We start from the raw sequence: 18,535 nt of genomic DNA, 5'->3' as shown, positions 1-18,535 counted from the left end.
CAGCCTGAATCACGGCTTGGCCTGCGCGGCGAACTTGCGCTGCTCCTCCTCCAGGAAGGCCGGATCGACCAGCCGGTTGGCCTTGGCCATGTCCAGCATGGCCCCCGAGCCGTGCAGGTCGCGCACGGCGGCATCGAGAGCCGCCGCGGTGTCGCGCTCGCCCTTGCGCAGCCAGATCACGGAGTCAGCCGGATCCAGCTCGGTGGGGATGACGATGGCGTAGTCCTTCCAGTCGTTCGGACGGTCGGCGAGCAGGAGCTTGAGCGTCGGCGCCACGTGGACCGCGACCACGCAGTTGCCGCCCTGGAGCGCCAGCATCGACTCGGGCTGGCTCGGGATCCCCTTCACCACGGCGCCGTAGGTGTCGGCGAGCGGCTGCGCGTAGTTCGAGCCCTGCGAGATGCAGACCGGCTTGCCCTTGAGGTCCGCCCAGTCGTGGATGCCGCTGTCCTTGCGCCCCAGCGCGGCGCCCCCGGCTCGGTCGTAGGGGGTCGGCACGTGGTCGAGGATCTTCGCGCGGTCCTCCGTATACTGCATGTTGGCGATCAGGACATCGACCTTGCCCTGCTGCAGGAACTGCACGCGGTTGGGCGGCGTGACGGTGACGAGCTCGACCTTCACGCCGAGCTTCTCGGCCAGCGCCCGGGCGAGGTCGATGTTGAAGCCTTTCTCGGCGCGGGTCTGCGGGTCGATGTATCCGAACGGGGCCCCCGACAGGATGATGCCGACCGTGAGTTTCTGCCGGCCCTTGATCCGGTCGAGGGTCGCGTCCGCACGGGCCGCATCCGACGCGAGCAGCCCGAGGGCCGCCAGGGCGAGCGCTCCGGGGCGGCAGGTCGACCAAAACTTCAACACGATGCGCGCCATGACGGCTCCGGTTCTCTGCGCGGGGCGGATCCCTCCATACGGGGCCTTGGGATGCGCGGAAAGCCGCGGCGGCCTCGAAGGACAGCAGGGAGGCGCGCTTCACGTCGGAGATGCTCAGGCCCGCCTTCTCGAGGGCCGCGACGATGCCGGCCGCACAGCTGCGCCGGAACGATCCTTGCCAGCCGCGACCGCCGGGCTCGCGCCGAGCCGTACCGGGGACGGGCCGAAATGATAGACAGGCGGCAGACGGTCAGGCTCGGGATGCTGACGCCGTCTTCGAACAGCGTCCTCGAACCGATGACAGCCCGCCTGCTGGCCGGGCAACCGGGGATCACCGCTCACTTCGCACGTTTACGGGTGACGCAGATCGGGCTGTCGACGGCCGCGCTCAACCAATTCGATCAGGCGCCGATGCTGGCCGCCTCGGAGCTGCTCGCGGATGCCCGGGTCGCCGCGATCCTGTGGAATGGCACGGCGGGGTCCTGGCTCGGCTTCGAGAACGATATGGCCCTGTCTGCGGCGATCACGCAGCGGACCGGCGTTCCGGCTTCGACATCGGCGCTCGCCTTCCGTGACCTGTTCCGGCGGCGCGGGATCGGGCGTGTCGGGCTGGTGACGCCCTATACGGGGGACGTCCAGGCGCAAATCCAGGCGAACTGGCAGGCCGATGGGCTAGACTGCTCGGCCGAGCGGCACCTTGGCCTGTCGGAGAACTTTGCGTTCGCGGAGGCCGATGAGGCCGAGATCGCCGGGATGGTCCGCGCCGTGGCGGCCGAGGGTGCCGAGGCGGCCGCCATCGTCTGTACCAACCTCGCGGGCGCCGCCCTCGCGCCCGCTCTTGAAGACGAGCTCGGGATCCCAGTCTACGATTCGGTGACGGTCAGTCTGTGGAAGGCAATGGATCTCGCCGCGCTGGACACGGCGGCGATCACCGGATGGGGCCGCGTGTTCGCGCCGGCCTGAAAAGCTGGATTCAGGTGTCTTGCCGCTCGATCCAGCGCCGCAGGGCCGGTGCCAGCCCGGTGGCGGGCTTGGCCGGAGGCCGGGCGAAGCGGCCCGCGTGCGGCGGACGCGCCCCGAGCCGGACCAGCGCCTGCGCCTGACCAAGGGCGGCCGCCAGCGGATCGACCAGCGGCACCGGCACCGTGTCGCCGATCCGCGCGGCGAGGCCGGTCAGCGGGGCGCCGGCGAGGATCACCGCGTCGGCCCCATCCTCGGCGACGACCCGGTTCGCCAGGGCGCCGATCTCCACCTCCAGTTCGTGCTGCACTTCCGTGACCGAGCGGAAGGCCGCCGAGACCGCGCGGACACAGGCGCAGCGTGCCGAGAGCCCCGAGAGCGCAACAGCATCCTCGTACCAGGGCAGCAAAGTGCCCGAGAAGGTCACGATGCCGAAGCGCTGACCGAGCTGGCAGGCAGTCAGCATCGCCGCCTCGGCCATGCCGACGATGGGCAGGTCGAACAGCTCCCGCGCCGCGATCAACCCAGGATCGCCGAAGGCCGCGATGACGGCGGCGTCGAAGCCGGCTTGGTGCTCCGCAAGGGCTTCCAGCACCGCGGCCCCCGCGAGCTGCGCCTCCGCGCGACTCGCGATGTAGGGCAGGCCCCGGGCGGCCGTCAGCGCTGTGAGCGTCACGTCCGGGGCAAGGGCGGCCGCGGCGGCCTGCTCCATCCGGGCCGTCATGGCGGCCGAGGTGTTCGGATTGAGGAGGAGGAGCCGCACGCCGTCAGACGCGCGAGCTCGGCCGGTAGAACGGTTCGTGCCGCGACGGGTCGATGTAGTCGGCATAGAAGCGTTTCGCGTGCGGCAGCAAAGCCTTGGAGAGCTGGCGCCGCTCGACCTCGTCGTCCGACAGCGCCCGCGACAGGTCGTCATGCAGCGCCTTGAGGGCGGCGTCCTTGTCGACCCGGGTGAAGCGGCCGTCGGCGTACAGGACCTCGCCCTCGCACAGCACCGTGGTGACGCCCCCGGTCTTGGCCCGCTGGATCACCGCGTCGAGCAGCGGCGTCTCCGGGTCGAGATACGGATAGGCGATCTGGTCCCAGTCGATCAGGACGAGGTCGGCGCCCTTGCCGACCTCGATGGTGCCCAGGCTGTCGCCGTACGGGGTGGTGCGGGCGCCGCCGACGGTGGCCATGCGCAGCACCTGGGCCATGCTCGGCACGTCGCCCTCCTCCATGCCGGGCACCCGGTGGGCGCGCAGCACGAGGCGCATCTCCTGGAGCATGTCGCGGTCGTCATTGATGCCGGCCTCGTCGAGACCGATCGCCGTGTTGATCCCCTTCGCCTCGAATTGGTTGAGCGCCGCCACGCCGGAGCGCAGCCGGAAGTTTGACGAGCAGTTGTGACAGATGCAGGTGCCGGTCGCCGCCACCCGGTCGATGTCGGATTCGTTCAGCCAGACGCCGTGGCCGAGCGTGAGGCGGGGGCCCAGCATGCCGAACCGGTCGAGGTACTCGACCGCGGTGCCGCCGCCGCGCTTCTCCGCGTAGGCCTTCTGGTAGGCGGTCTCGACGAGGTGCATGTGCATCGGCACGTCGTAGGATTCGGACAGACCGGCGAGCCCTTCGAGGGCCGCGTCGGAGCACCAGTGCAGGTTGGCCGGCGCGAGCTGGATCTTGGCCCGCGACGCCCCGGCCTGGCCGGAATGCAGGCTGCGAAACAGCGAAAAGTTGTCCTCCAGAGACATCTGGAAGCGCTCGAACCAGCGCTTCATCGGGTCCTGCAGCGACGCCGGGAGGCTCGACACGAAGTCCATGTCGGCCTGGTAGACGAGGCGATTCTGGTCGCGGACCGCAAAGCAGTACGAGACCCGCATACCGATGTCGCGATAGGCGCGCAGCACCTCGTTGGAGCGCGCCTCGACCTCCTCCAGGCTGCCGGGCATCCAGCCGTGGATGTGCTGGACCGTGGTGATGCCGGAGCCGACCATCTCGAAGGCCGAGTACAGGGTGTCGAGATAGAGGTTCAGGTTGCGCGCCACCATGCGGGTGACGAACCACAGCTCCAGCGGCATGTCGGGCGAGCCGAGCTGCACCGGCGTCAGGCCGACATGGTGGTGGCCGTTGACGAAGCCCGGCAGCAGGATCTCGCGGCCGGAGCCGATCACGGGGGCGTCGGGGTAGCGGGCGTGCAGGTCCGCGTAGGTGCCGAGGGCCTCGATGATCCCATCCTTCTGCAGCACCGCGCCATCGGCCATCTCCTCCCAGCGATCGTGGTCGAGGGTACGGGTGATCATCCGCCGGCTGCGGATCAGCGATGTGGTCATGGTCGTGTCCGTGTTGGGGGAGGGATCAGACGAGCGCTTCCTGCTCGGCGAAGGCCCGGTCGACCTCGTCGCGCAGGAGTTCCGTCAGATGCCGCCGCATCGCCTCGGCCTCGGGGGAGAACGGGTCGCGCGGGCGGGCGAGGTCGTTGCGGACGATGGTCTTGATCCGCCCGGGGCGGGCGGTGAACACCACCACCCGGTCGGCAAGCGCCACCGCCTCGTCGATGTGGTGGGTCACGAACAGCACCGAGGCGGCGCTGTCGCGCCAGACGTCGAGCAGGAAGTCCTGCATCTTCTGGCGGGTCTGGACGTCGAGCGCCGCGAACGGCTCGTCCATCAGCAGAACCTTCGGGCGCATGGCGAGGGCGCGCGCCACCGCCACCCGCTGGCGCATGCCGCCGGACAATTCGTCCGGCCGCTTGTCGAAAGCTTCGACGAGGCCGACGCGCTGGAGCGCGGCCCGGGCGATGCTCCGCCGCTCGGCCTCCGGCACGCCCTTCAGCGACAGGCCGAAGCTAACGTTCTGCCAGACGCTGAGCCAAGGGAGCAGCGAAGTCTCCTGGAAGATCAGGCTGCGCTCGGGCGAGGGGCCGGTGACTGGGGCGCCGAACGCCAGGAGCTCACCCCCGGAGGCGGCTTCGAGCCCGGCGATCAGGTAGAGCAGCGTGCTCTTCCCGCAGCCCGAGGGGCCGAGGAACACCACGAACTCGCCGGGCTTCACGGTGAGGTCGATGTCGCGCAGCGCCTCGTGCGCGCGGGTGGTGCCGGCCGCCCAGACCTTGGCGACGCCCCGGCAGGAGACGGCGTCGTCGGAGGCGGGATCAGAGGCCATGACATCGGAGGCCAAGGAATCAAAGACCAAGGGAGGACCCCGCGTCGCGCGGCAGCCAGTACAGCATCCGCCGCTGGACCAGCCGGAACAGCAGGTCGAAGGCGAAGCCGAGCAGGCCGATCAGCGTGATGGTGAAGAAGACGAGCGACGGGTTGAAGGTGTTGCGCGCCAGCATGATCACCTGGCCGAGCCCGTAGCCGACGCCGGTCGCCTCGGCGACGAGCACCACCATCCAGGCGCCGAACAGGTTGAGGCGCAGCACGGCGAGCAGCCCCGGGAGGATCGCCGGCACGATCACCCGCGCGTAGATCTGGCGCTTCGACGCCCCCATGGTGCGGGCGACGTTGATATAGTTCCGATTGACCCCGTCGATCTGGTGGATGGTCGAGAGGACCATCGTGAAGAACAGGGCGATGAACACCATGAAGATGGCGGGCGCGTTGCCGATCCCGAACATGAAGATCGCCACCGGCAGCCACGCGATCGGCGAGACCGGCGCCAAGAGTGTGATGGTCGGCAACGTCAGCCGCTCGAACAGCACGACGTAGCGGATCGCAACGCCGACCAGGATCGACAGGGTCGCGGCCAGGGCGAGGCCCGCCAGAACCCGGCCGGTTGAGGCGAGCACGGTGATCAGCACCGCCATGGCCGGGCTCGGGCCGGCATTCATGCCGGTGCCGATCTGCCAGCGCTGGGCGGTGTTGAAGAAGCGCGCCTGCTCGGCGAGGTTGCCGAGGAAGATGTGCGGCGGCGGCAGCAGCTTGGCGTCCGCGATGCCGAAGGCCCAGAGCAGCTCCCAGAGGCCGGCGAAGCAGCCGACCGAAACCAGCATCCAGCCGGTCCGTTGCAGGAGCGGGACGAAGCCGTCGGGCAGCGCGAGGCGCTGACCGAACGGGAGGCGCGGCCGGACGTGCGGGACGGCGGCGGCGCGGGCGAGATCCACAGCCATTCGCTCAGGCCGACTTCAGCTTGAGCTTGCCGTAGAGATCCGGGTTCTCGGCGATGACCTGCTCCAGCAGGGTCCAGTCGATCGCGTCGCGGCCGGGCTTCTTCTTGATGTAGCCCATCTCGGCGACGGAATCGGTCCGGTCGAGGATGAACTGCGTCTGATTGCGGGCGTCCACCACCGAGGGCTGCCGGCCCATGGCGAGCTGGGCGTTGCTCATCGAGGTCTTGTAATAGGAGCCGACCAGCGTGTTCAGGGCGGTCTGCGGGTCGCTCTCGGCCAGGGCTTGGGCCTTCATCATGCCTTTGATCATGGCTTTGACCGCGGCCGGGTTCTTGGCGATCAATTCGTTCCGGACCGCCAGAACGCAGTCGGTGTAGCCCTTGCCGTAGATGTCGGTGCCGTCGGAGAGTTTGACCGCACCCTTCACGTCGGTGAGCAGGGCCGTGCCGTAGGGCTCGATCGTCGAGATGATGTCGAGGGCGCCGGCGCGGAACGCTTCCACGGCCTCCGGGGTCGAGCCCATGTAGCGGACCGTGATGTCCTTGAAGGCGACGCCGTTCTTCTTCAGCCAGTCGTAGGGCAGCACCTCCAGCGTATCGAGCTGGAAGGTGCCGAGCGTCTTGCCCTTGAGCTTCTCGGGGCTGTCGAGGCCCGGCTGGGCCACGAGCACGCAGCCCTCGATGCCGCCGCCCGCCACGATCTTCACCGGGGCGCCGGCGTCGTAGAGCGCCATGAAGCTCGTATAGGGCATCACGCCGGCATCGACCTGACCCATGCCGAGGAAGGTGACCTGATCGGAGAAGGTCGGGGTGTTGACGAAGTCGATGGTCAGCCCGTCATCCTTGGCGAGTTGCATCGCCTCGGCCAAGAAGAAGTTCAGGTTGCAGAAGCCAGTCCCGTGGGTCGCCCGGATGCCGGTGGCGGCCGCCGCCCGGCCGGTCATGCCGGGCCCCACCGCGACCGTGAGGGCGGCGGCGGTGCCGCCGAGGAAGCGTCTGCGGCTGGGCTTGAACCGCGAGAGATCGAACGCAAGATGGGGAACGCGGTACTCGCCGTGACGGTCGCACATATCGGCTCTCCTCAGGAGGCGGATGTCGGGGGCTTTCAGGCGGTGCGTGCCGGCGCTCGGCCGTGCGCGCGGAGATGCTAGGCTCGGAAAGAGGTGAGGGCGGTCGATGCGATCCGGATCACCCGGCACCTCGCGGTCTCGACGGCACGCCAACCTTTATTCGCCGCCCAGGAGCGACGCTGCGCTGGTGAGATACTCACAAGAAGCGTGCCATCCGCGCCGCCACCTCCGGTCAGCGGCCTTGGCGGGCTGGAGCCTCACGACCTATTGAGGTGCCGTGCTCGTCCGCTACGGGGCGGGACAAGCGCCTTCCTGTCTGAGCTTGACGGCTGACGGCGCGTGTTCGGCGATACCGCTGCAGGATGCGGTGCCGGTCCCTCGTCCCGGGCGGGCCGATACGACAGCCGGGTTTTTGCGTTGTCGTGGCGGCGGTGGTCCGGGTTGACGGTGACGAGCGCGGGTGCGCGCGTCCGATGCGCATTGCCGCTCAGCGCTCGATTATCGACAACATTGTCGACCAGGCCAAGGGCGAGGTTGGGCCTGACCGGTACGCGGCTCATTCCGATGTCGGCTGGCACCGCCCCGCCGCTCTTGCGATGCTTGCCCAGGCCTACCGCGCTGCCGCCGCGTCCAACGGGACGGCGAGCGCCTCGTCCGTGTGCGGGGATCGACGCATACGGAGTTTCCCGGTTCGGCCACCACGGGCGCACGTCTCGCGTTAGGGGCGAGCAGGAAGCGGACCGTCTGTCACGATACGTATCAGGCGACGCGATCTCATGGACCGATCAACCGCGTCGGCGGAAGGCCGCGTTCACGGATCGGGCGTCGGATCCTCTTCGACCAATGCGATCGAGGCCGCAATCAGGCCGTCGTGCGGTCCCACGTGGGCGACGAAGCGTGCACGGGACCAAAGTTCGACGCGGTCTCCGTCGCTCAGATGAAAGGCGCATTCCACGGCTTCCGCGTCGGTGGCGGCCTCGATCGGTATGGTCGCGCTGACGCTGCCATCCGGGGCGAACCGGTAGGCCCGGTAAGGTGTGAGCGCGCAGGACGAACGGCGACCGGCTGGAAAGCTCACGACATCTGCCATTCGGGTGCCCGTTCGCTGCCGTCGAGACCACGAGTCCGAAGCGGCTCGAGATCGAGGCACGAGATCCGCAACGTCGACATTCTGCGCCTAGGCGCGCCGCAAAGATAGCTGAGACGATGCGGCAACTGGGACGAACGTCGGCAACGCTGTCAATGCGCTTGCGGTCATCGGCTCTGGGTGAACCGATCTGAGCATTGCATGGAACGGTCGACCGGCCTAGGTGGTTCGAACGTAACGGCACGCCGCGTTGGCGTGCTGGCGACTAGGGTTACCGCTATGGCTACCGGTACTGTTAAGTGGTTCAACGAGACCAAGGGCTACGGCTTCATCCAGCCCGATGACGGGGGCAAGGACGTGTTCGTCCATATCTCCGCTGTGGAACGCGCCGGGATGCGCAATCTGATCGAGGGTCAGAAGATCGACTACGACGTCGAGGCTGACCGGCGTAGCGGCAAGGAGAGCGCCGCCAACCTGAAGAGCGCCTGAGCCTTCGACTGACGGGATGAGGCGTGCGCCTCATCCCGCTTGGTCCGATCGGATCTCCCATCCGGGTTGCGAGCCGTGTTGCGTATCGGCTCGCGCCGGAGATGATGAAATCGCCTCGTCATTGACGTCACTGGCGAGCGGTATCGAGGCCAGGGTTCACCAGGGTGGCATCGCCGTCCGAAACCTTCCAGACCGGCAACGATCCCTCGCGAACGAACATGGCGAATGCTTCGACCGCCTCCCAGCGGTCGAAGGCTTGGATTCCGTCCACGGCGCGGCCCACGATGCAGGCTGCGTCGGGAGAATCGGCGACGGGGGGACGGCTTTCCAACGAGAAGATCACGCCCGATCGATCTGGCCTCAGCGCAGCTGGCAGCGCTTCAATCCGGCGCCAGAGGCAATACCACCGGGCGCAGACCTCCGGGCGCTCAGGGTAAATCCCGCAGCCCGTTCCGGTGTTGTGGTGGCACAGGATTCCCGCGGGCTTGTCGAGAATCTGAATCTCCAAAGCCTGACAACACTGCGTGCAGGAGCCACATGACCGATCCGGAGGCATGGCCGACCTCGGTGGCGCGGTGCGTCTGCCAGGGCGGACTCGTGATTCGCGCGTGATCGGCGTGCTCTCACTGTCTCGTTGTCGTACTCCGCGGTGAACAGAGTCCATCTCGCGGTGATGCCCAGCGCGCCCGCTGAGAAGCATCGTGTGACCGGCGCCCTACGATGCAGCGGACCTGATCGGCGCCCGCACTCGGGCGGACGCCGCCAGAGACGGGACCTCAAGCTTTCTGCGGCGGCCTGTTCGTCTTGAAATTTCTGGTCTTCGGCTCAGGCTTGAGAACCTCGGGCTTGTTGGCCAGAAGTTGCTTCACCCGCTCGTTGAAGTCCTCGGGCGTAACGGCCTGCGCTTTGCCGGTCGTGAATTCGCGTGCCATGCTGGTCTCCGCTTCGTCGCCCAGGGCACGGGATTGCGCGGAGGGATCTTAGGGCTATGCGCCTTCTGGAGCCAGAACGCCACCGCTGCTCGTGGATCTGACGGCGGACTCCTGAACACGACAGGGCATATCGAGCAGATCGTGGTTACGGATCGAGACCTGGGAGCCTGCCTCGGTCGACGGGTGGTCGTGGTGTTTGCGTCCGCGTTGGATGCCGACGCTCGAGGGCAGGGCAGGGCGGAGTCCTGCGATAGCGGACGACGGCTGGCGCCTTTCCGACGAAGTGAGGATGCGGACGGAACCGCCTCTACCGTCCCGGCCGCCGCATCCCCTTGGATGCCACAACCCGCGCGCACCCGAGTGTATGGCGGGGGACGCGATCGTCTTCCCGCTGTGCGCTGGCTGCCGGTGGAACGCGCTTAATGCGACCGGGATCTGCACCTCGTCCCCGGCCCAGCGCCGGTCCCAAGCGCGGACGAAAGCAGGGGTTTCCGCGGCGTTCTGACGTTGGGGGTTTCTGGCTGACGAGGCGTTGATCGGCATCGACTGGACGTGTCTATCTCTCCTTGGAGCGCAGGTCGAAGCGCCGCTGGGTGGGGAAAACTGTGCTCGACCGAGCGATCTCGGCTAGCGCTCGATGCTCGTCGAAAGGCGCGAAGTGCCTGTCGGGCGGGCGATTGCCGGCATCGATGTCAACGCTCGCCTGCTGCATGAGATGATCGAAGCGGCCCCGGTGTCCCGACCTTCCCGGACTCCCTCGCGCCACAGTATCTGCGCCTCGACAGAAATGAAGCCTCAGTTAGTTCGCGCGAGACGGCAGCGCAGTACGGTTTCCTACCGCACCTGCAGCGGCGCTGCGTGGAAGTCGCCAATAAGCCAGATCTCGACAAGCGGGCCTAGCGCTGGGTTGTTGAGTACTGCCGTGCATGCATTGACCGCTACCGCGCTATGCTAAAATCTGCTGGCCCTAGCGGCGCCACGCCTTCGCAAAAACTTCTTTACTCAGTATGTCGTGCATTCGCATAATGAACATTATGGAACCAAACCGCGATTCCCGGCTGTTCGGGGGAGGGCAGTCCTCGATCCCTCAACCGAGTGGCAGATCGACGGAGGATTGACGAGTTGGCCCGAGCGGACACCGGGTTCGGCGTCATCGGCCATCCGCATGCCCATGTCAAAGTTCTGGCCGATCTTGTGCTGCTCGGACCTCATGCATGCAACTCAGATCGCGTTGCACGCAGCTTGGCAGACATGATGCGCAGCTCCGCGGTGCGATCCTGGAAGACACAGGCGGACAGCACACCGATCCCCCTCCCCTACCGTCCGGACTCATAACCAGTAGCCGATCTTGGCAGCGAGGCAGACGGCAGCGAGATAGTTGATCGCCAAACGGTCGTAGCGGGTGGCGATGCGGCGGAAGTCTTTGGGTCGGCCGAACATGCGTTCGATGGCGTTCCACCCCCAATAGAGCACGGGCGAGAAGCAGGGTTTCCAGCGGCGGTTGATCTCGTGCGTGATGTTGGGCGCGGCCCCAGCCGCCTCGATCTGCCGCCGAATGGTGTCGCTGTCGTAGCCCTTGTCCGCCAGCACGATGCGGCAGGCGGGCAGGCGTTCGAGCAGCAGCGCGCCGGCCGTGCAATCGGCGGCCTGCCCGCCGGTCAGCAGAAAGGCGAGCAGGCGGCAGAAGCGATCGGTCAGGGCGTGGATCCTGATCGTGCGCCCGCCCCGCGAGCGACCCATGGTTTGGCTCTGCTCCCCTCTCTGCCTTCCGCGGCTCAGCGGTGGGCCTTCACGGCGGTGAAGTCGATTGGAACATGCGAGGGGGCCCCACCGGCTTAGAGCGCCTAACAGAACGGGCGCGGATCGGTTGGGCGGGCGTTGTTGAGCATGGCACGCCCGCTTCTGCCCGATGATCTCTGGAACGCGATCGCCCCGCTCCTTCCGCCGCCCCGGCCCCGTCCGAAGGGCGGGCGCCGTCCGATCGAGAACCGAGCGGCGCTGACCGGTATCCTGTTCGTGCTGCGCTCGGGCCTGCCCTGGGAGATGCTATCGGCCGAGATGGGCTGCGGCTGCGGGATGAGGTGCTGGCGCCGGCTTCGCGACTGGCGGGAGGCAGGGGTGTGGGCGCGCCTGCATCAGGTTCTGCTGGAGCGCCTGCACGCGGCGGGTGAGATCGACTGGAGCCGGGCGAGCCTGGACAGCGCGTCTGTCCCGGCGGGGGCTCTGCCACCGCCGGCCCGAACCCGACCGACCGGGGCAAGCCGGGCACGAAGCGTCACCTCGTCACCGATGCGCGCGGCACGCCGCTCGGCTTCTGCCTGAGCGGGGCCAACCGGCACGACAGCCCGATGCTGGCCCCGACGCTCGACGCCATCCCGCCCCTGCGGAGCGGTCGACGGGGGCGGCCGCGCCAGCGGCCCGGCAAGCTGCACGCCGACAAGGCCTACGATGCCAAGCCCCGCCGCCAGGAGTGCCGGGCCCGCGGGATCGTGCCGCGCATCGCGCGCAAGGGCATTGAGAGCAGCGAGCCGCTCGGCCGCCATCGCTGGGTGGTCGAGCGCACCCACGCCTGGTTCAACCGGTTCCGCCGACTGCCCATCCGCTACGAGCGGCGTAGCGACATCTACGAGGCCTTCACAAGTCTCGCCGCAAGCCTCATCACCCTCAACCAGATCAAACGGTTCTGTTAGGCGCTCTAAGTCAACGTTGAAGGGCTCGGCTATGACGAAGCTCGAACGGATCAACGACTCTATCGGCGTGCTATTAGAGAGCATCCGCCAAGGCTTGCTCGACCTCGCAACGAAGCCGCTCTCCAACGAAGGCAGAGTGCGCGAGCGCCAGGCCATAGCGCGCTATGAGGCCGAGTTGCTTGAGCTGCTGCCGCTGCGGGACAGCTTGCGAGCCTTCGGCGAAGGTGGCGAGCCGGAGCGGTAGAATGGGATCAGTTTGTCGTCGCCAGCGCCTGCATGGAGTGCAGTGGCTCTGACAGGTCCTGCTATCCCCTGACCGGTCTCAACGAGGTGTGCGAGGCGGCATCGATCCTTATGGCCGATCCCCATACGGGGGAACGTCTACGAGCGTACCAATCAGACGCAGCAGAGCCTGATGTTCCGGCCCACCAGCGCTTCCGCGTAGGAAGTCACCCAGCTCGATGTGAGACAGCCGCCCCCCAGAGGGAGCATTCGGCTGGTGGATGACAAAGGCTCGGCCGCTTTGGGGTTCACGTCCGAGATACCACGTATCCCCATTCGCGCTTCGGTACAGTTCTCGCCGCTCGGTCATGAACGTGCACCTGCCTATGATCGGCAGAGGGTACGCGAACGAGGAGCATTGTGGGAGAGCCCCGGGTCCGAATAGGCGCTATCACGCGGGCTACTCAGTCACGGCAACGTTTTTTGGAGGCGAGGATGACCGAGCTTGAGAAGGTCGAGCGCGAGATCGCCACCCTGCAGCAGAACGTCCGATCCTCGACGCACGCGCTCAGGGACACGAACTTATCCGAGGACGCTGCCAATCGAGAACGAGCGAGCATCGAGCTTTATTGGCACCACCTCAATGAATTACTCATGAAGCGTGACGGTCTGCAGTTCCTGGCAGACGAGTAGGGACTACTCGGACCTGGGCAACGCGGCCTCCGGCTCCTCGACCATCAGCAGGTTGCCGGTCGGCTCGTGGATGGCAAACCAGTAGCGGGCAAGGTGCAGCAGCATGCGTTCGGCTCGTTCCAGCCCAAGACGGACCCTGGGAAGGTCCGCTTCCATGCTGCTTGATGAGCCAAGCCCAAGATCTTTCCGCAACCCCAGGGATCATTCGCGAGATACGTAGGTTGGCATGTTGCACCGCAGCAATCTCAGTGATCATCCGTCGGCCGCGCGGAGCTCCTGCTGCCGCTCGGATTGCACGACGTGCCCATCCGGCTGAGCGCGGATCATCCGCTTGCGGTACAATGGATCCCTTCATGCGCCTAGAACTCTCCCTGGCGGCTTCAGCCCTTCTACTCGGCCTCACGCAGCTCCCAGCTCGAGCTAGCTCCTGCGCTGAGCAGATCGGGACAATCGAACGCCGTCTCGATAGCGCCGGCGCTGTTGACGTGGCAGGTCTCCAGGACGGCCATGCGATCCGCAGCAGCCATTCGCCAAAAGCTCTCGCAGCAGCCCCGGGTGGCGAACCCAGTGATGCCGCGATGATCCCCACGTCAGGGCATGTCGCTGACGCACGTCGGCTTCTTAGCCGAGCGGTTGAGGAGGATCGCCAGGGTCATCAGCGCGCGTGCGAGGATACGATGACCCAAGCCAAAGGCATGATCGGCGCGCTGCCGTAGAGCCATGCGACGGCTTCCGCCTCGACGCTCGTTCCCGCGCCGACCCAACTGCATGACTTCAGAGCGATCCGGTTGATCGAGGAGCATGTCCCGTACTTCACCAGGATCACCGCATGACACGCCATTCCTCCGCCGGTCGTTGGCTCGGACCGACGCTACTTGGATCTGCCGCGGCGCTCGCTGCATCGGCGCTGTACGCTGCCTCAAAGACGCGTGAGGCCGAGCGCGAGACACCCCCGATCGGCCAGTTCCTGACCGTCGACGGGGTGCGGCTGCACTACGTCGAGCGGGGCCGTGGCGAGCCACTGGTGCTGATCCACGGCAACGGCATGATGATCCAGGATTTTCTGGTCAGCGGCATCGTCGACGATCTAGCCAAGCGCTACCGGGTCATCATCATCGACCGGCCCGGTTACGGCTACAGCGATCGCCCTCGTGGCCTCTGGACGCCACGCGCTCATGCAACGCTGTTCCAGAAAGCGCTCCAGCAGCTCGGCGTCTCGCAGACTGTCGTACTTGGACACTCCTGGGGTGCGCTGGTCGCGGTCGCCCTTGCGCTTCAGGCTCCGCAGCTCGTCCGGAGCCTCGTCCTAGCTTCCGGGTACTACTACCCGACGCTGCGCGCCGACGTGATGCTCTCGTCCCCGGTGGCGATCCCAGGCATCGGCGACTTGATGCGCCACACCGTGTCGCCCGTGGTCGGTCGGATCCTGCAGCCTGCCATGATCAAAACGATGTTCGCGCCAGCCGCCGTCACAGAGCGCTTTGACCGCCAGTTCCCGAAGGCTATGATGCTGCGCCCGAGACAGCTGCGTGCCTCAGCGGAGGACGCCGCACTCATGACACCGGTGACTGTCGAGCTGCAAAAGCACTACCGCGACTTGAAGCTTCCGGTGGTCATCATTGTGGGCGGTGACGATCAGATCGCCGACGTCGACCGCCAGTCGAAGCGTCTGCACGGTGAGCTGCCCAACAGTGATCTCATCGTCGTACCGGGCATGGGCCACATGATCCAACATCTGGCGCCGACAGAGGTTATCGCCGCAGTCGACCGCGCCTCAGAGGGGGTTCGCGAAGCTGCCTAACGAACAGCCTCTCGTGCGAACTTCTGTTTTTCAGCCGCAGCGGGCCCTGCATTATGCTCGCTCCAGCAAGCCGAGAAGCGCCACGCCGGCCGCCGAGATGACGTTGCCGTGCCCGCGCCACAGCAGGATCGTCGCTTCGGGGATGGGCGTCGCCTCCACCTCTGGCAACAGGAGCTGGGCTGCTTCCTCCTGCTCGCAGTTCTGGTCGCCTCCGCGCATATAGACGACTTGGCTGCCCCCGGTGTTCTCCGGGGCGGCCAAGGACGGCCAGAGTCCCCGCGGTCATGGTCCGCGCCGCCGTCCAGGCTGTCCAGAACGGCAATGAGGCGATCCCCCGCGTCGAGGGCGGTTTGTGCCGCCTCCTCCAGGCTGACGCGGAGCGTGGGGCCCGTGAGCTGAGTTGGGATCGCAGGAGCAACCGACTTCGGCCGCGGGGTGAAGGTGAGGACGTCGCCCATGGGGTTAGGTCTCGGGATGTAGGGGAAGGCCCGGCGGATCCGGCAGGGGCGGTACGCACGGCTACGAAGGGCGGGGTGATCAGCCCTTCATCTCGTCGGCCAACACGGTGACCGCCGCCGGCAGCGAACTCGCCATTAGCGGCGGATTGAATTTGAAACTTCGCCGGAACGATCCCGGGTGATCTCGAAGCGCCTCGTGACGCTCGGCGTGGCCATCGTCTTCGTCGGCGCTCTGCGAGCGTTGGAGGCTGCTGGCGTGGAAGAAGCCCTGGGGGATTGCCTTGCTGCAGCCGTTGCGGCGACCCTTCTGACATGGGCCACCGCTCCATGACCGCAGGCCTGAAGTTCATCCCCGAGAACGGGGGCGGGGCCGGGATCTGGTTCCGGGAGCGGAAGGGATAGAATACCGATCCAGGTTGGTTAGCGCGTCACCGAACTCCCGCCGGCTAGGTATCCAGAATGCGCAGCTTCATCCTCGCCCTCAGCCTGATCGCTATCACCGCCCCTGCGTCAGCACAGGCGCCCAAGCGAGGCAACGAAGACCTGAAGACCTACTGCTCCGGGGACGCCGTCACCTTCTGCAGCGGCAAGGACCCAGATAGCCCCGAGATGGACGCCTGTTTCAAGACGAATATGGACAAGGTCTCGGAGAACTGCCGGCGCGCGATCACGGCCTACAAGGGCGGTGGGGGCAAGTAGGGCCTCCACCATTTGAGCAAGGGAGTGGCAGGGGTGATTACAGGCCTGCAGCTTCTCGCGGCCCGGATCTCCATCGGCTGGTCACCTGCGAGGTTAGCCGGACGTGCTAAGGTCCCTTTGGGTGTTGTGGCACGCGCCGAGGGCAGCCCAGGCGAACCGACGGTCACTATCGCGCAGCTGAACGCTCTGGTTCAGGCCCTGCGCACCGCTGGAGCCACTTTTCCCGCTACCGATCCGTCGTGAGGCGTCACATAAAAAGCGACCCCCTTTTTATTCGGGAAGAGGGGCATCCCTGGGTAGCCCCCCATTTTTCGTGATCCCTAAAAGGCTTCTTTCTGGGGCGCTAAGCAGCTAGCTTTTGCCGTGGCGAGTGGGGACGCAACGAAGGGTGCGCAAGCCGCACCTATTGCGGGACGGTGCACATGCGCTCCCTTCGGAAGTTATCATTATGCCTGAAATCACCGTCTCACAGCCTAGTGCGGTCTGAAGCTTGCGGGTCAGCGGCACCAACGCTGATCTTGATGCCCCCCTTTCAGGACGGAGCCCATGCGCATTCTTGTCGGCTGCGAGATGACCTACGAGTTCCCGCAACCCACCCCCGTCATCGCGACGCTCAACGTCCACGCATCCCGCTTCTCGGATCTTGAGCGGCCTGACTATCTGATCACAAGTCCCTCGGTTCCCTTAGAAGGCTATCGCGACAGCTTTGGAAATTGGTGCAATCGAATGGTTGCACCAGCCGGCAGCTTTACGCTGAAGACCGACACGATCGTGCGGGACCACGGCAGCGGCGATGTGCAGGAGTTCGACGCTCAGGAGATTGCCGTAGAGAAACTGCCCTCAGATTGCCTACTGTTTCTCCTCGGCAGCCGTTATTGCGAAACCGATCGGCTCTCGTCCATCGCATGGGATCTATTTGGACATGTAACGCCTGGTTGGGCTCGGGTGCAGGCGGTCTGCGATTTCGTTCACGATCGGATTACGTTCGGATACGAGCATGCACGAGCGACCCGGACAGCCTTCGACGTCTTTGAAGAGCAGCGGGGTGTCTGTCGCGACTACGCGCATCTGGCGATCGCGTTCTGCCGCTGCCTGAACATTCCAACGCGCTACTGCAACGGCTATGTGAGCGACATCGGTCTGCCTTTGCCGCACGCACCCGGTGATTTCGCGGCCTGGATGGAAGTGTATCTCGGCGACCGCTGGCACACCTTCGACCCCCGCAACAACAGCTTGCGGATCGGTCGGATCCTTATCTCCTACGGTCGCGATGCCGCAGACGTACCGCTGACACTCACTTTTGGGGCCAATAATCTGACCGGATTTCATGTTACCACAGAGGAAGCAGCACCCCTATCCTAAACAATTATCGTAATTGGCACTGCTCGCGAACAGCCTTGATGTGGTTCCTCAATCCCATAGAACCGCATTGTGCTACGTCCTAGCGTGTAGGCGTCTGGGCGAGTCGTCTTCACACATCGCTGAACCGGGAAGCCCATGATCACGGCGGTCTTCACTATCAAGCGGCGCGTGCCGGGTACCGCTACAGACCGCTCACGTTGGGGCGTGCGCTCTGCGGTCAGACTTACCGTGCGTTCTGCCATCGAGACGTGACGTCTCGGAAGGCCACGTCGCCATTCGCCTCCGATGCGTCTTCCGAGCCGAAGGATCGAACTGACTGACGCACGACCACACCATCGCGCGTGATCGACCAGTCGAACCGGCCGGGCTCCTTCGTAGAGGGCGTCACGCGCAGGGTATGCGGGTTCGGATTGAAGGTGATCATGTCCACCATGTGGGGAGACGCCACCCTATCTACGAGGAGCGAACGGCAGGGCGCGATGAACAACACCGGCGCGGCCATGAAGGATGACGGCTCGAAGAAGGCTCCTGAAGGTCAGCCTGTGAAGCGTGGCTCCGACAACTGCTGAACCTGGACCATCGGCCGGGTAGCCTTGCGGACACGGCGGGGCTCGCACCTCCCGACACGCGGGCGCCGTTAACCGCCACGCGATCTTGATCGCCATCTCATAGCGGTCGCTGAACGGCGTATTCGCTACGGCGTAGAACCTGCGTAGCTGGGCGTACCCAGCATTCGTCGAGCTGCCTGATGCCTTGTTTCTTCATCGCCCTGCACGATGGGACTGAAGTCGCTCATGACAAAGACGGATACGAATTGCCTGACCTGGATGCAGCGCGTGCGCAGGCGTTGAGGATCATGATCCGGATCGCGCAAGGCCTGAGCGATAGCCCCGGTCGACAGGACTCCGTCGCAGCCGTTCGCGATGCCGAAGGCGCCGTGCGGTGGCGCTTCAGGATGTCTCTCGATACTGATCGTAGATGGAGGCATCAGCCTCCTGTCGGCGCACGACCGGCTTCTCTCCGGTGCGCTATGACTTTGACCCTAACCGAACCAATTGGTCCGCGCTTGGTCTGGATCAGTTTGCTGGGTCAAGGTCATGCGGGCGAAGCAGCTTC

Annotated in this window: 21 protein-coding genes and 1 pseudogene; 9 read left to right on the top strand and 13 right to left on the bottom strand. The window is 66.0% G+C overall.

Translation table 11 applies throughout. The features are described 5' to 3' along the window. Nucleotides 1-9: 9 nt before the first annotated feature. Nucleotides 10-867, bottom strand: a complete 858-nt coding sequence (locus MKK84_RS02090) for a transporter substrate-binding domain-containing protein (RefSeq protein WP_243916380.1) — start codon at nucleotides 865-867, stop codon at nucleotides 10-12. A gap of 228 nt (nucleotides 868-1,095) precedes the next feature. Between MKK84_RS02090 and MKK84_RS02085 the strand changes: the two genes are divergently transcribed. Continuing rightward, a complete protein-coding gene (locus tag MKK84_RS02085) occupies nucleotides 1,096-1,830 on the top strand; it encodes an aspartate/glutamate racemase family protein (protein ID WP_243916379.1) in 735 nt (244 codons plus the stop codon). 10 nt (nucleotides 1,831-1,840) lie between these two features. Here MKK84_RS02085 and MKK84_RS02080 read toward each other — a convergent pair whose 3' ends face one another. From MKK84_RS02080 to MKK84_RS02055, 6 genes are all read right to left on the bottom strand, one after another. Next, nucleotides 1,841-2,590, bottom strand: coding sequence for an aspartate/glutamate racemase family protein (locus tag MKK84_RS02080; protein ID WP_243916378.1), 750 nt, complete (start codon nucleotides 2,588-2,590; stop codon nucleotides 1,841-1,843). Nucleotides 2,591-2,594: 4 nt separating this feature from the next. Then, nucleotides 2,595-4,136, bottom strand: a complete 1,542-nt coding sequence (locus MKK84_RS02075) for an amidohydrolase family protein (protein ID WP_243916377.1) — start codon at nucleotides 4,134-4,136, stop codon at nucleotides 2,595-2,597. Nucleotides 4,137-4,161: 25 nt separating this feature from the next. Further along, a complete protein-coding gene (locus MKK84_RS02070; protein ID WP_243916376.1) occupies nucleotides 4,162-4,968 on the bottom strand; it encodes an ABC transporter ATP-binding protein in 807 nt (268 codons plus the stop codon). 19 nt (nucleotides 4,969-4,987) lie between these two features. Next, nucleotides 4,988-5,917: an ABC transporter permease gene (locus MKK84_RS02065; RefSeq protein ID WP_243916375.1), complete on the bottom strand. Its 930-nt coding sequence runs from the start codon at nucleotides 5,915-5,917 to the stop codon at nucleotides 4,988-4,990. Nucleotides 5,918-5,921: 4 nt separating this feature from the next. Then, nucleotides 5,922-6,986, bottom strand: coding sequence for an ABC transporter substrate-binding protein (locus MKK84_RS02060; RefSeq protein WP_243916374.1), 1,065 nt, complete (start codon nucleotides 6,984-6,986; stop codon nucleotides 5,922-5,924). An 811-nt stretch (nucleotides 6,987-7,797) separates the two neighbouring features. Continuing rightward, nucleotides 7,798-8,076, bottom strand: coding sequence for a hypothetical protein (locus MKK84_RS02055; RefSeq protein WP_243916373.1), 279 nt, complete (start codon nucleotides 8,074-8,076; stop codon nucleotides 7,798-7,800). A gap of 276 nt (nucleotides 8,077-8,352) precedes the next feature. Here MKK84_RS02055 and MKK84_RS02050 point away from each other — a divergent pair, with 276 nt between their 5' ends. After that, nucleotides 8,353-8,562: a cold-shock protein gene (locus MKK84_RS02050; protein WP_243916372.1), complete on the top strand. Its 210-nt coding sequence runs from the start codon at nucleotides 8,353-8,355 to the stop codon at nucleotides 8,560-8,562. A 127-nt stretch (nucleotides 8,563-8,689) separates the two neighbouring features. Here MKK84_RS02050 and MKK84_RS02045 read toward each other — a convergent pair whose 3' ends face one another. The 3 genes and pseudogenes from MKK84_RS02045 to MKK84_RS02035 form a co-directional block, all read right to left on the bottom strand. Next, nucleotides 8,690-9,118, bottom strand: coding sequence for a hypothetical protein (locus tag MKK84_RS02045; RefSeq protein ID WP_243916371.1), 429 nt, complete (start codon nucleotides 9,116-9,118; stop codon nucleotides 8,690-8,692). 220 nt (nucleotides 9,119-9,338) lie between these two features. After that, nucleotides 9,339-9,494, bottom strand: coding sequence for a hypothetical protein (locus tag MKK84_RS02040; protein ID WP_243916370.1), 156 nt, complete (start codon nucleotides 9,492-9,494; stop codon nucleotides 9,339-9,341). A gap of 1,329 nt (nucleotides 9,495-10,823) precedes the next feature. Further along, nucleotides 10,824-11,329: pseudogene (locus MKK84_RS02035) on the bottom strand (IS5 family transposase); the annotation flags it as partial. Nucleotides 11,330-11,381: 52 nt separating this feature from the next. Here MKK84_RS02035 and MKK84_RS02030 point away from each other — a divergent pair. From MKK84_RS02030 to MKK84_RS02020, 3 genes are all read left to right on the top strand, one after another. After that, nucleotides 11,382-12,184, top strand: a protein-coding gene (locus MKK84_RS02030) for an IS5 family transposase (protein ID WP_279599321.1) whose coding sequence is annotated in 2 segments (ribosomal slippage) — nucleotides 11,382-11,711 and nucleotides 11,714-12,184 — 801 coding nt in all. Because the reading frame shifts where the segments join, the coding sequence is not laid out codon by codon here. Nucleotides 12,185-12,215: 31 nt separating this feature from the next. After that, complete coding sequence (locus MKK84_RS02025) at nucleotides 12,216-12,428, top strand: hypothetical protein (protein WP_243916369.1); 213 nt, start codon at nucleotides 12,216-12,218, stop codon at nucleotides 12,426-12,428. A gap of 473 nt (nucleotides 12,429-12,901) precedes the next feature. Continuing rightward, complete coding sequence (locus tag MKK84_RS02020) at nucleotides 12,902-13,099, top strand: hypothetical protein (protein ID WP_243916368.1); 198 nt, start codon at nucleotides 12,902-12,904, stop codon at nucleotides 13,097-13,099. 655 nt (nucleotides 13,100-13,754) lie between these two features. Here MKK84_RS02020 and MKK84_RS02015 read toward each other — a convergent pair. Next, nucleotides 13,755-13,925, bottom strand: coding sequence for a hypothetical protein (locus MKK84_RS02015; RefSeq protein ID WP_243916367.1), 171 nt, complete (start codon nucleotides 13,923-13,925; stop codon nucleotides 13,755-13,757). Nucleotides 13,926-13,928: 3 nt separating this feature from the next. Here MKK84_RS02015 and MKK84_RS02010 point away from each other — a divergent pair, with 3 nt between their 5' ends. After that, nucleotides 13,929-14,900 (top strand): alpha/beta fold hydrolase, encoded by a 972-nt coding sequence (locus MKK84_RS02010; protein ID WP_243916366.1) that lies wholly within the window; start codon nucleotides 13,929-13,931, stop codon nucleotides 14,898-14,900. A gap of 51 nt (nucleotides 14,901-14,951) precedes the next feature. On the opposite strand, the gene MKK84_RS02005 is transcribed toward MKK84_RS02010, so the two are convergent. Then, the gene (locus MKK84_RS02005) at nucleotides 14,952-15,161 is read right to left on the bottom strand and encodes a hypothetical protein (protein ID WP_243916365.1); all 210 of its coding nucleotides are present in this window, start codon (nucleotides 15,159-15,161) and stop codon (nucleotides 14,952-14,954) included. 656 nt (nucleotides 15,162-15,817) lie between these two features. Here MKK84_RS02005 and MKK84_RS02000 point away from each other — a divergent pair. Both MKK84_RS02000 and MKK84_RS01995 read left to right on the top strand, forming a co-directional pair. Beyond that, nucleotides 15,818-16,057, top strand: coding sequence for a 3',5'-cyclic-nucleotide phosphodiesterase (locus MKK84_RS02000; RefSeq protein WP_243916364.1), 240 nt, complete (start codon nucleotides 15,818-15,820; stop codon nucleotides 16,055-16,057). Between the two features lie 546 nt (nucleotides 16,058-16,603). Then, entirely contained in the window at nucleotides 16,604-17,419 is an 816-nt protein-coding gene (locus MKK84_RS01995) for a transglutaminase-like domain-containing protein (RefSeq protein WP_243916363.1), read from the top strand. A 223-nt stretch (nucleotides 17,420-17,642) separates the two neighbouring features. Here the strand turns inward: MKK84_RS01995 and MKK84_RS01990 are convergent, their stop codons facing one another. Next, nucleotides 17,643-17,921 (bottom strand): hypothetical protein, encoded by a 279-nt coding sequence (locus tag MKK84_RS01990; RefSeq protein ID WP_243916362.1) that lies wholly within the window; start codon nucleotides 17,919-17,921, stop codon nucleotides 17,643-17,645. Nucleotides 17,922-18,167: 246 nt separating this feature from the next. Here MKK84_RS01990 and MKK84_RS35825 point away from each other — a divergent pair. Next, nucleotides 18,168-18,535, top strand: a 368-nt coding sequence (locus MKK84_RS35825) for a DUF6894 family protein (protein WP_409566428.1), incomplete at its 3' end; no start/stop codon positions are given.

Origin of the sequence: Methylobacterium sp. E-065 (genome assembly GCF_022829605.1) — a bacterium.
Taxonomy (GTDB): domain Bacteria; phylum Pseudomonadota; class Alphaproteobacteria; order Rhizobiales; family Beijerinckiaceae; genus Methylobacterium.
The sequence above is the reverse complement of the archived record's forward strand: the minus strand, read 5'-3'. Positions and strand labels throughout refer to the sequence as shown.